General features: G+C 43.1%; 11 protein-coding genes. 7 read left to right on the forward strand and 4 right to left on the reverse strand.

Translation table 11 applies throughout. From position 1 onward, the window contains the following. Positions 1 to 22: 22 nt before the first annotated feature. Complete coding sequence (gene udk, locus J2X69_RS11080; RefSeq protein ID WP_310103060.1) at positions 23 to 640, reverse strand: uridine kinase; 618 nt, start codon at positions 638 to 640, stop codon at positions 23 to 25. 259 nt (positions 641 to 899) lie between these two features. Next, positions 900 to 1,475: a non-canonical purine NTP diphosphatase gene (locus J2X69_RS11085; RefSeq protein ID WP_310103063.1), complete on the reverse strand. Its 576-nt coding sequence runs from the start codon at positions 1,473 to 1,475 to the stop codon at positions 900 to 902. A gap of 160 nt (positions 1,476 to 1,635) precedes the next feature. Between J2X69_RS11085 and J2X69_RS11090 the strand changes: the two genes are divergently transcribed. The 3 genes from J2X69_RS11090 (at position 1,636) to J2X69_RS11100 (ending at position 5,540) form a co-directional block, all read left to right on the forward strand. Then, positions 1,636 to 2,202: a TIGR00730 family Rossman fold protein gene (locus J2X69_RS11090; protein WP_310103066.1), complete on the forward strand. Its 567-nt coding sequence runs from the start codon at positions 1,636 to 1,638 to the stop codon at positions 2,200 to 2,202. A 247-nt stretch (positions 2,203 to 2,449) separates the two neighbouring features. Then, on the forward strand, positions 2,450 to 2,953 hold the full coding sequence (locus J2X69_RS11095; protein WP_310103069.1) for a hypothetical protein: 504 nt from the start codon (positions 2,450 to 2,452) through the stop codon (positions 2,951 to 2,953). Between the two features lie 181 nt (positions 2,954 to 3,134). Next, complete coding sequence (locus tag J2X69_RS11100; RefSeq protein WP_310103071.1) at positions 3,135 to 5,540, forward strand: ABC transporter permease; 2,406 nt, start codon at positions 3,135 to 3,137, stop codon at positions 5,538 to 5,540. Positions 5,541 to 5,574: 34 nt separating this feature from the next. On the opposite strand, the gene J2X69_RS11105 is transcribed toward J2X69_RS11100, so the two are convergent. Beyond that, positions 5,575 to 6,504 (reverse strand): hydrogen peroxide-inducible genes activator, encoded by a 930-nt coding sequence (locus J2X69_RS11105; protein WP_310103075.1) that lies wholly within the window; start codon positions 6,502 to 6,504, stop codon positions 5,575 to 5,577. A 113-nt stretch (positions 6,505 to 6,617) separates the two neighbouring features. Between J2X69_RS11105 and J2X69_RS11110 the strand changes: the two genes are divergently transcribed. Together J2X69_RS11110 and J2X69_RS11115 are read left to right on the forward strand one after the other, a co-directional pair. Beyond that, positions 6,618 to 7,163, forward strand: coding sequence for a peroxiredoxin (locus J2X69_RS11110; RefSeq protein ID WP_409014415.1), 546 nt, complete (start codon positions 6,618 to 6,620; stop codon positions 7,161 to 7,163). Between the two features lie 246 nt (positions 7,164 to 7,409). Next, positions 7,410 to 8,000, forward strand: coding sequence for a carboxymuconolactone decarboxylase family protein (locus J2X69_RS11115; protein ID WP_310103081.1), 591 nt, complete (start codon positions 7,410 to 7,412; stop codon positions 7,998 to 8,000). A gap of 333 nt (positions 8,001 to 8,333) precedes the next feature. Here the strand turns inward: J2X69_RS11115 and gndA are convergent, their stop codons facing one another. After that, complete coding sequence (gene gndA, locus J2X69_RS11120) at positions 8,334 to 9,749, reverse strand: NADP-dependent phosphogluconate dehydrogenase (protein WP_310103083.1); 1,416 nt, start codon at positions 9,747 to 9,749, stop codon at positions 8,334 to 8,336. Positions 9,750 to 9,962: 213 nt separating this feature from the next. Between gndA and zwf the strand changes: the two genes are divergently transcribed. Continuing rightward, positions 9,963 to 11,468, forward strand: coding sequence for a glucose-6-phosphate dehydrogenase (gene zwf / locus J2X69_RS11125; RefSeq protein ID WP_310103086.1), 1,506 nt, complete (start codon positions 9,963 to 9,965; stop codon positions 11,466 to 11,468). 128 nt (positions 11,469 to 11,596) lie between these two features. Next, the gene (gene pgl, locus J2X69_RS11130; protein WP_310103089.1) at positions 11,597 to 12,310 is read left to right on the forward strand and encodes a 6-phosphogluconolactonase; all 714 of its coding nucleotides are present in this window, start codon (positions 11,597 to 11,599) and stop codon (positions 12,308 to 12,310) included. The last annotated feature ends 263 nt before the right edge of the window (positions 12,311 to 12,573 follow it).

Here is a 12,573-nt window from a genome sequence, read left to right on the forward strand (position 1 = left end):
ATATCAAAAAATGGATATAGAATTAAGCGGTCATGACACGTAAGTAAGTCCGAATGACCTCTAGGGCCTTGTCGAAATTATGATTGTTAGGCACGATCAAATCCGCATCATTCATAAATGGCTTGATATATTTCTCATAAGTCGGCATCACATGCTGCTCATAGCGATAAAGCACATCGTCCAAATCATATCCACGCTCTACTTTGTCCCTGATGATTCTTCGCTTCAGCTTAATATGGTCTTTGGCATCTATAAAAATCTTCAGATCGAGCAGATTTGCCAATTCCGGATAATACAGCACAAAAATCCCTTCCACCACCACCACGGGTGCAGAAGTAAAAGTCAGCATCTTTGGTGTTTTTGCGGAGTTATTGAAGGTATATTCCTCTCGCTGAACAGTCTCACCCGCCTGGATTTTGCGAATATCAGCCGCATATTCTTCAAAATCTATACTCTCAGGCCTGTCAAAATTATGTACCCCATGATCATCGATAGGCTGCATTTCCCTTGGCTTGTAGTAGTTGTCCTGCGAAATCAGACATACTTCACCGTCTTCAAAAGAACTAAGCAATCGCTCTAAAAAAAGTGTTTTTCCTGAGGCAGAGCCACCTGTAATGCCTACGATGAATGGTTTTTTCATGTGTTTTTATTTTCTTTCAAAGGTCACATGGAATCTCGCAGGGTTGATAACCATCCCTCTGTGTGTGGCTTGTGTCAAGCTCGATTTCATGAGGCAAAGTTATAGTGATTTTCGGGTTTTCATCTGATTGTAATTTGATTTTTAAAGGACAGATAGCCTGTCCCGAACTTGATTCGGGAGAATCTCGCACTGCCTTTAATCATGTCTCTGCGGGTTGTCTGAAACATGCCTGTCTACCGGCAGGCTCGATTTCACAGAATTATATATGGCTTAAAAAGGCAATAAGTTCGCTGACGGCTTTTCCCCTGTGAGAGATTGCGTTCTTTTCCGTAAGGCTCAGCTCTGCAAAAGACTTCAGGTAGCCTTTTGGACGAAAAATGGGATCGTAGCCAAAACCTCCATTCCCGGTACGTTTATCCAGTATTTCACCTTCTGCCACACCCTCAAATTTGTATTCCTCCCCATCTAAAAGCAGTGCTATGACGGTCTTAAACCGGGCTGTTCGGACAGAAGCATTCTCAAGATTCTTGAGCAGCAAATCAATATTTCGTGCATCACTCCGGGGCTCGCCGGCATATCTCCCGGAATAAACTCCGGGTTCTCCCTGAAGTGCGTCGACTTCCAATCCCGTATCATCCGCAAAACAATCCACTCCAAAGTGCTCTTTCACGTACCTCGCTTTTTGAAAGGCATTATGCTCCAATGTATCACCGGTTTCCGGGAGCTCAACTGAGCAACCGATATCTTTGAGAGAAACAATTTCAAAAGTACCGCCGAGAGCAGCCTTTACTTCTTCGATTTTCTTCGGGTTGTTGGTAGCAAAGCAGATTTTCATGTTTCAAAAATAGGGTTTAATGCTTGCCTGCGCTATCCCTTTTTCCAAAAATCCGATCCTCTTCACAGGTGTCGCATTAAGCTTTTGTAAAACCTCAAGCCGTACTGTGCATTAATAAGAGAATCCCTTAATTTCGATTTTCACTTTGAATTTGATGAGTATGAAGAAAATCACCATTTATTGTGGTTCCCGTAAGGGCGATAGTAAAGTCTATGAAGCAGCTGCGAGAGCGTTGACACAAGAGATGATCAAACGGGATCACTCACTGATCTATGGGGCAGGAAGAGTAGGTTTGATGGGAGTGATTGCAGACGAGATGCTTGGGGCGGGAAAGGAAGTACTGGGCATAATCCCACAGAAACTGGTAGATCGGGAAGTAGCCCACCGTGGCTGCACAGAACTTATCATCGTAGAAACCATGCGCGACCGCAAGTGGCTTATGGCGGAACGTGGAGATGCATTTATTGCCATGCCCGGAGGAATTGGGACGCTGGAAGAGCTCTTTGAGATCATGACGCTCAATCAACTTCATTATATCCAAAAACCGCTGGCACTTTACAATGTAAATGGTTACTATGACAAACTGGTTGCTTTTTTGAATCACGCCATGAAAGAGGGATTTATGTATCCGGAGCAGGAAGAACTGCTGATCATCTCGGACGATCCCGTAGATCTGCTGGACCGGATGTCAGAATATGAAGCCAGAAGACCTGCGGATTGGGGGTAAATGTCCAATGTTGGATGTTTGCCTGAGCAGCTTACCCGCCATGGAAGAAAGCCGAAGATTGAAGCAAACTAGAAACCCTAAGGAAAATAAAATTTTGATCCTATTTAGTCCTACTTCTGGAGAAGCAGGACAACCGTGACCTCTGCGAAAAACTCTGTGGCCTCTGTGGTTAAAAAACATCCCGCATGAGGCAAATAGCTTAATTTAAAATCATGCTAAAAAGATAATTTATTACTTTTGCTATGTGATGATCCAGAAACTTTTCCCATTAGACAAAAATTACATCCTACGTCAGGCGCAATCCATGCTTGAAGAGGAGTTGATTGACCGGATGGTTTTTGAACTGAAGCGTTCCTATACTTCCCTGTATAATCCGCTACAGCTGATGGATACCACCTACGCCCAGATTCTTGATACGTTTGTATTTCCCCGAGAGCGCGTAAGACTGATCTACCGCCAACTTTGCGGCATCTATCGCTACAAGCACGGTGATAATCAGCTTGAAATGCTTTTTGACGGGAGAACGCATCTGGAAAAATTTCAGGAAGACTGGTCGGCGGCTTTTATTTCTTATGTACGTGAACTGGGCTTATATGAGCAATATGTGAAGACGATGCTTAGAATGACCTTACTTTTTGACACTGAGTCACGCGCGGAATGGGCCGAAAATCACTGCAAGGCTTATATCAATCACCACTTCGAGCTTAAAGTGATAAAAAGACATGGCGAGCTTCGCCTGAAAGTCGGGTAATCCTCTTTCTTGCTCCAAAGATCCATTATATATATTATCTACTTTCGCGTTTGTCCGAGAAAGAACAATGTGTTTCGTCTCCGAACAATCGAAATTCGGTAATCTTTATTTCAGCGTAATTGAGCCACGTTTTGCTTGGCCTTCGCTTTGTAGTTTGTGCTCCAAAATAAAGATATTTCACATGCTGCGAAATTACCTCATTACTGCTTTCAGAAACCTTTTCCGCGAAAGAACAAATTCAATCCTAAATATTGCCGGACTCACGCTTGGAATCACAGGAAGCCTGCTACTTTTTTTGATCGTCCACCAGGGAAACCAATTTGACCAGCATCATGAAAATAGGGATCGGATTTTTCGGATAGTTTCATCATCCAAAGGAAACAGTGGTGAATCATTCACCCAAGCATCGCCACCCGTTCTGCCAGCATCTTTGAAATCGGACTTTCAGGAAATCGAACAAGTGGCATTCACCTCCTATCGCAGAAATAATCTCCTTGGCATTACCAAACCTAATGGGAGTGTGAGCAAACATAAGGAGGCAAAAGGTGTGGTTTTTACTCAGAATTCCTTCTTCAAAATATTTGACAGAAAGCTACTGAGCGGGGATGAGGAAAAAGTGCTCATTGAGCCAAACAAAGCATTAATCTCCGAAGCTTGGGCGGAAAAATTCTTTCTGACAAAAGATGTGTTGGGTAAGGAGATTCAGTATGACAATGTTACCTATGAAATAGAAGGATTAGTGGAAGATTATCCTACTACCACTGATCTGCCTTTCGATTTGATGCTATCTTATTCCACCATTCAGGATCAAATGGAAGATAGAGGATGGGGTAGTCTTTCAGACTCGGACAATTGTTACTTTCTGCTCAAAGAAGGATATGATATTGTCTCGGTCAATGCTGGTCTTTCAGCATTTGTATCCAAACACTATGGAGTAGGGGATGAAAATAGAGAGGGCAAAAATTTTGTGATTCAACCACTCGCAGATCTTCACTCAGACATGCGTTTTGGCAATTACAATTCACGTATGCCATTTATGGCTCAAGTCGCCTTTTCTGTAATCGGAGTTTTTCTCTTGCTGACATGCTGCATCAATTTTATCAATTTGACTACCGCCACTGCGGTCAAGCGCAACAAGGAAATCGGAATCCGAAAAGTTTTGGGAAGTTCTAGACTTCAGTTGATCCTGCAGCTTCTTGGGGAATCATTGCTGGTCACGATAGTAGCCTGCGCGATTTCAATATTTGTAGGGAAATTACTTCTTCCAGTTGTGAATAATTACTTGGATCTAAACTTGTCCTTGAATCTAAACACCGACTTATTCATTTGGATTTACTTGATCCTTCTGATTGTAGTGGTCACCCTACTGTCAGGGATGTATCCAGCCTGGATCCTCTCAGGAGCTCGAACCGGACACATAATTTCAGGACCGTCAAAACAGTCTTATTCAGGATTCACACTAAGGAAAAGTTTGATAGTAGCCCAATTTTTCATCTCACAATTCTTCATCATTGCCACGCTGGTGATTTACAATCAGTTTCAACACATGCAACGAAGGGATTTGGGTTTTGTCAAAGATGCCATCATCAACGTGCCAATTCCGGTGCAGGAAAGAAATGAAACGATACAAAGTCATAGCAGTATGAGAGCACTGAAATCCGAAATGCTTCGTATCTCAGGTGTAGAAAAGGTGAGTCTAAACAATACTCCTCCTGCGGCAAATAGTGTAGTAGGAACGAGCTTCACTTTAGCAGGTAGCGAGGAACCAATCAACACCCAGCTCAAAGAGATTGATGGAGACTATATTGATGTTTTTGGACTTGAATTATTGGCGGGAAACGGTCTTTCCGACCTCGACACCATGTCTGGTTTTGTGGTAAATGAGGCATTGGCACATGCCGCAGGCTTCTCAGATTATAATGAGCTAATAGGTAGAGAGATTGATCTTTGGGGAAATAAACTGGCTGTAAAAGGCGTAGTGAAGGATTTTAGCTCCACGTCACCAAGCGACGCAATTAAGCCCCTCATGATGATCAACAACCTTGATGGGTTCAAAAATCTGTCGTTGAAGCTATCTAATGCAGACATTCAGCAGGATCTTCAAACGATTCAGGCATACTGGGAAAAAGCTTATCCAGAGCACATCTTTGAATATAGCTTCATGGATGATGATGTGGACAATCTGTACAAAGGAGAGCGTAAAACATCCGCAGTTCTTGCATTCTTTGCAAGCATAGCCATATTTATCGGCTGTCTTGGGCTTTTTGGGCTGGTGACTTTTATGGCCAATAACAAAACCAAAGAAATCGGTATTCGGAAAGTAATGGGGGCATCTGTTCCGAGCGTAGTATGGCTATTTTCAAAAGAATTTATCAAACTTATTCTTATCGGCTTTGCTTTGGCAGCTCCTCTGGCAGCTTTTGTAATGAATATGGTTTTGGAGGAATTTGCCTATAAAATTACGCTCGGTCCCCTCATGTTTATCAGTGGGTTGCTATTCACCTTTATCGTTGCTTTTGTAACGGTAGGATTTAGATCAATAAGCGCTGCCCTCGCAAATCCAGTGGAGGCATTACGGTCAGAATGAAGTGAACTAATCGAGGGGTTCTTTTAAAAACAACTCACTTCCAATTTACCATCTTATACTGATCTTCTTTCTGAAAACGCTCAGGGATCGAAAGCAATATTGACTTTCGGATTGCTTGGATAAGCACATTTTTGGTGAAGTTCTTGGTTACTGCCAGACTGATTTCCCGAACAGGCTCCGGCGCATCAAATCTTCTCAGCAAATCCATGTCTATTTTCTCCAACACCGCCATTTCTGGAACAAGCGTATAGCCCACACCTTTGTCCACCAACCGCATCAGTGATTCTATGGAACCACTCTGAAACTCAAAACCAAAGTTGTTTTTGGAGGCTTTGCTGTCGCAAATAGAAAGTATCTGATCACGAAAGCAGTGCCCTTCATCCAGAACCAAAATCTGGTTGGGATCCAGCATGGCAGGAATGAAATGCTTCCTTTTTAAAAATGGATGCTCTTCAGGAAAATATAAAAGAAAAGGCTCATAGAAAAGCGGGATTTCCCGGATGGTTTTCTCTTCCAAAGGGGTAGCAAGCAATCCTACGTCCAAGGTTCCCCGCTGCAATTCCTGAATGATCTCAGCAGTCTGCATTTCACGGATTTTCAATTTAGTCTGTGGATTTGCCTTGACAAAAGCAGGCAAAAACAAGGGAAGCAAGTAAGGAGAAATGGTCGGAATAACCCCCAGCGTAAATTCCCCTTCCAAAGATTCCTTCTCTGTGAGGACAAACTCCCTTAATTCCGATACTTCTTTAAGAATTTTTCTGGCCTTCAAGAGGATCAAATTGCCTGCAACCGTAGGCTGAAGGGGTTTGGTGTCGCGATCAAAAATTTTGACCCCGATCTCTTCCTCCAACTTTTTTACCTGCGTAGTCAGATTTGGCTGGGATACATTGCAGCTATCTGCCGCTGTCACAAAATGCCTGTGATTGTCCAAGGCAACGATATACTCAAGTTGGGTTAGCGTCATATAACCTAAAGTTATGAATAGATAACAATTATTAATTTGATTTATGGAAAAATGTGAGACAACTTTGTGTAACAAATTTGAAAACTAAAACTTACAATATTATGAGCAGCAGAATGCTTGGCTTGGGCGCAGAATTCCCGGCTTTCGAAAAAACCGCAGTTGTATCCAGAGAAAAAGGACAAGAATTCAAGACGATCAGCAACGACATCCACACTACCGATGGCAAATGGATGGTAATGTTCTGGTGGCCAAAGGATTTTACTTTTGTATGCCCTACTGAAATCGCCGAATTCAACAAAAATGCGGGTGAATTTGCAGACAGAGATGCCGTTTTGGTGGGAGCTTCTACCGATTCAGAATTCGTTCACTTGGCTTGGAGAAACAACCACGAAGATCTTCGTGACCTTAAATTCCCTATGCTTGCCGATACTTCTAAGTCTCTTGCAGAAGAACTTGGTATTCTTGAAGCAAATGAGAAAATCGCTTACAGAGCTACCTTCATCATCGATCCTCAGGGAATCGTTCGTTGGGTTTCTGCCTATGATCTTTCTGTAGGAAGAAATGTGGAAGAAGTATTGAGAGTGCTTGATGCGCTTCAGACTGACGAGCTTTGCCCATGCAACTGGGAAAAAGGAGAAGCAACCTTGAACCTGAACTAATTCAGATCTCAAATCTTTTAACCCCGAATTTTGCATTAGGTTTCGTAATGAGGGCTGTAATTGCAAGAAAATCAGACTGTTTGGAGACTGAGCCATAGCATCGCTATGGTGAAGTCGAAAACAGTAACCTCGTGGCTGATTTTGAAGCAATTAAAGACCGCAATAGAATTGCTAATGCATATTTCGGGTTCAAGCAAAGGAGGTCCAAGGGTCTCCTTTGCTCGTTTCAAACCTAAATCTATCTCCATGGAAGTATTAAACATTAATCAATCAGTCGCCGAACTTTTGGAAGTAGTGGGGCTGAATGAAGAATTTACCAATGAATCTTTAAGAAATCTGGGTGATGCTGATTCCAGATATGTGAAAGATTTGAAACTCAATTTCAAGACTATCCTCAAAGGCGAAAAACTGAACCAAAAGGAAGTTGCCTTGATGGGATTGGCACTTGCGGCAAATGCGGCCAACAACCCACTTCAGAAATTTTTCAGAAAGCTGGCTGAGGATAATGAAGCTACTATAGCCGAAATCGGGGAAGCTGTAGCTTGTGCTTCCTTGCTCAGCAGCAATAATGTACTGTATAGATTCCGCCACTTCGTGGAAAAGGAAAAGTACGGACAGATCCCAGCCAGACTTCGCATGAACATCATGATGAATCCGGTATTGGGTAAAGAGTTTTTTGAATTGATCTCTACAGCCGTCTCTGCCGTAAACGGGTGTCAGATGTGTGTGGCTTCACACGAAAACCACCTGATCGAGCTGGGAACCAGCGAAGAAAGAATCTTTGAATCCATCCGTATGGCTTCTGTCATTACGAGTTTGGTGAAAGTGATCTATTAAGAATACAATAGTCCGGTATAAAAGCAAAACCTCCTGAGAGATCGGGAGGTTTTATTTTAACCGCTGAGTGCACAGAGGTTTTCACAGAGGGCGCAATTGATTTATTTTATCGTTCAGGCAATTGTCCTGCTTCTCCGGAAGCTGGACCCGCATATACCTTAACACAAAAGCCCGTCAGATGATTACCTGCGGGCTTTTTGCTTTTGCCTCTCCCCGCCTCGGTCTGTGTCTCCACAGACCGAAAAACCGGGCGAGGCAGTTTGTGGACACGCAAACCACAGCTAAGGATTAGCGGCTTTTGTGCTACTGAATACTGTGACTGATCCCTGCCAACTATTCTTTCCCCCACTCTGTATGGAAAATCCCTTCTCTATCAGTTCGCTCGTAGGTATGTGACCCGAAGTGATCACGCTGTGCCTGGATCAGGTTAAGCGGAAGTTTACTGGAAGTGTATGCATCAAAGTAACTTAAGGCACTTGAAAGCCCGGGAACAGGAATGCCATTCTTCGCAGCAAAAGCCACTACTTCACGAACTGCGGGCAGTGTGCCCTGTACCTTCGGGACAAAGGAAGGAGAAAGAAGCAAATTTGGAATGGAGTTGTCCGCAGTGTAAGCCTCCGCAATATCCGCCAAAAGACCTGCGCGGATGATACATCCAGCTCTCCAAATCTTCGCGATAGTAGCCATATCCAGTTCGTAACCATAATCTTTAGATGCGTAAGAAAGCTGATGCAAACCTTGGGCATAGGCAATAATAAACGAGAAATACAAAGCTTGCTCTGCCTGAGCGATCAACTCCTCTTTTGAAATGTGCGCAACTTCCGGACGTGAATACAAGCCGTCCGCTACAACCCGCTCATCCTTCAATGCAGAAATCTCACGCATGCTTACTGCCATATCGATGGTGGGAACAGGAATTCCCAAATCCATAGCATTCTGTGAAGTCCATTTTCCCGTTCCTTTTTGCTTGGCTTTGTCCAAGATCATATCTACCAGATCGGCAGACGTCAACTCGTCTTTTTGGGTAAAAATTTCGGCGGTGATTTCCACCAGAAAAGATTGAAGACGTCCTTTGTTCCAAGAATCATAAACCTGATGAAGTTCATCGTTTGACAGATCACAGGATTTTTTCAGCAAATCATAAATCTCTGAAGTCAGCTGCATCATAGCGTATTCTATGCCGTTATGCACCATTTTCACATAGTTTCCGGCTGATTTTGGTCCCAAATAAGCAACGCAAGGCTCTCCTTTGTATTTAGCAGAAACGGCTTCAAAAATTGGCTTCACATAAGCATAAGCCTCCTTATCTCCACCCGGCATGATGCTCGGGCCTTTTCTTGCGCCTTCTGCACCGCCTGATACACCGGAACCAAAGAAGTGGATGCCTTTTTCTTTCAGATAAGCTTCCCTTCTGTCCGTATCCGTAAAAAATGAGTTTCCTCCGTCTATGATGATATCTCCTTTGTCCAGTAGTGGTAAAAGACTCTCAATCGCCTGATCCACAATTTTCCCTGCGGGCACGAGTAGCATAATTTTTCTTGGAGAAGCCAGAGACTTCACAAAAGTCTCGATCTCGGTAGAAGCGCTCACCTTCTCCAGATCACCGCCCTCTTCTTTCAGTGCATCAACTTTCTCCTGATCAAGATCGTAGCCGAAAGCCTTGAAATTGTTGTCGGCAACATTCAAAATAAAATTTCGCCCCATTACTCCAAGGCCTACTAAACCAAAATCATAATTCGTGTACTCCATTGTATCGTGTTGTTATTTTCAGATTTCCCTCTAAGCTTTCGCCGACAAGGTTAGAAATAAATATGGATTATTTTTGCATCACTTACACCCAAAATTAATGGATTACAGGTTGGCTTTCTAGTAAGATTGATAAATTTGTGAACGCCCGAAGACGGGTATTAATACAAATAATATAAAAACACGCCCATACTGATGAAGAAAACACAAAACCAGATGCTAATAATTTTTGGCGCGTCAGGTGATTTGACTGCACGTAAACTGGTTCCTGCACTCTACAACTTGTACAAAGGCAAGCATCTTCCCGAAAATTTTGTGGTTTTGGGAGCAAGCCGGAGCGCATTGACTGATGAGGAATTCCGTATGAAGGTGGTTCAGGAAAGCGAATTTTTGAAGGATAAAATCGGTAAAGAGGATAAGAAATTTATATCCGATTTTTCCGACAAGATGTTTTATGAGGACTTAGGAGACAACTACGACAGCAAATACGATGGGCTGGCGAAGAGAATCCACAAGTTAAATGAAGCGATGGGCTGTGAAGAAAATTACATTTTCTACCTGTCCACACCTCCAAACTTATATGAGCCCATCGCCAAAAATCTTTGTGAAGCAGGACTTACCAAAGAAGAAAAGGGATGGAAGCGAATCATTGTGGAAAAACCTTTTGGCTACAGTTTAGCTACTGCCAAAGAGCTGAATGAAGGCTTGCATAAGTATTTTAACGAACCTCAAGTTTATAGAATCGACCACTATCTGGGTAAAGAAACGGTTCAAAACCTGCTCGTAACCCGGTTTTCCAATTCGATATTCGAACCAACCTGGAATCGTCGATACATCCACCATGTGGAAATCACCAATGCCGAGACAGTAGGTGTGGAAAAGCGAGGCGGTTATTATGATAAATCCGGTGCGCTTCGGGATATGTTCCAAAGCCATCTGCTTCAGGTAGTATCCCTTATCGTGATGGAACCTCCGATTAATTCCAGCGCGGAAGAAATTCGTGATGAAAAAGTCAAAGCTTTAAAATCACTTCGAATCATGAAGGACAATGAAGAGCTGGCAAAACACACCATGAAAGGCCAATACGTAGCGTCCACCATCGATGGCAAAAAAGTAAAGGGATATCGCGAGGAAGAAGGCGTAGATCCCGATTCTAAGACTGAGACCTACGCAGCGGTGAAATTTTTCGTGGACAACTGGCGCTGGAAAGACGTGCCTTTCTACGTCCGTACTGCCAAATATATGCCTACCAAAGTGACTGAAGTGGTGATTCACTTTAAGTCCCCTGCACATGAGGTTTTCAAGAGTCAGGATGTGTATAAGAAGGACAACAAACTAATTATCCGTATTCAGCCGGACGAAGGTATCTTGATCAAGTTCGGTGTGAAAGTTCCCGGTTTGGGATTCAATGTGGAGCAGGCAAATATGGAGTTTTATTATTCCGACCTGGACTCCGCAGAGATTATGGAAGCCTACGAAAGATTGCTGTTGGATGCGATGCAGGGCGATGCTACGCTTTATGCTAGAGCGGATGAAGTGGAAGCCGCATGGAAGTTTGTGGATCCGATCTTGAAATACTGGGAAAATGAGGATGTCCCGACTTACGGTTATGCAGCAGGAACTTGGGGGCCAAGGAATTCAGACGATATGATTGATGGCCATTTTGGCTGGAGAAATCCCGGAAATCGCCTGACTGACGAAACAGGATTCTGTATATTGTAATTCTTTTTAACCACAAAGGATGCAGAGAATTTCACGGAAGACACAGCTTATAATTAGCCTTTCGACAAAAAAGGCAAAAAATTTGAATAGTCCCGAGTGTAAAGTCTCAATCATAAATTTTCAATCCAATGACACTAAAGATATACGACACCAAAGAGCAGGTTGCCAAGGAGTTTTCCGAATACTTCAGAGAGCTGGCGGAGGGTGATCGCACAATCCACGTAGCGCTTTCAGGAGGCAGTACGCCGAAGATTATTTTCGATTATTTGGCCGCTAATTTTGGAAATGAGATTGACTGGTCAAGAATCAAATTCTACTGGGGTGATGAACGCTGTGTGCCTCCTACGGATTCCGAAAGCAACTATAAGATGACGGTAGATCATTTGCTGTCGAAGATTGACATACCCTCGTTCAATATCTTTCGGGTTTTGGGAGAGAATGACCCAGCTGTAGAAGCAGAGCGCTACAGTCAGATATTGGACACGGAACTCCCAAAATTGAATGACATTCCCCAGTTTGATCTGGTAATGCTCGGAATGGGTGACGATGGTCACACAGTTTCTATTTTCCCTGATTCAATTTCACTTTGGGATGCCAACGAAAATTGCGTGGTAGCGACTCATCCGGACTCAGGTCAGAAGCGTGTCACCATCACCGGAAAAATCGTCAATAATGCCAAGTCCGTTGCTTTCTTGGTAACCGGATCCGGAAAAGCCGAAAAAGTGCAGGAAATCATCAAGAAAGAAAAAGATTTTGCATCGTATCCTGCGAATCTGGTTCAGCCACTTCACGGTGAGTTGATCTGGTTTTTGGATCATGATGCTGCCAAAGGGCTCGCATAGTTCTGAACGAAAATTCTAAGAGGCAGAAATTTCAGGCACAGGTGCCTGATTGGGTTCCTTTGGGAAAAGATATGGGATTCATCCTTTCCGGTTTAGTAGAGTTTGCTCTGGGTTTCGGAATAGTCTTTTTATCCGGGCATAAAGTAAAAATAGGGATAACACTCCCTATTTTTTTCATATGTTTATAATTTTTCTGTCACTTCATTTTTATATTTTTAGGTAAGGGTAAGAAAACGCTAAGAAGTTAAATTTTCATATTCATG

Source organism: Algoriphagus sp. 4150 (assembly GCF_031457395.1).
Classification (GTDB): domain Bacteria; phylum Bacteroidota; class Bacteroidia; order Cytophagales; family Cyclobacteriaceae; genus Algoriphagus.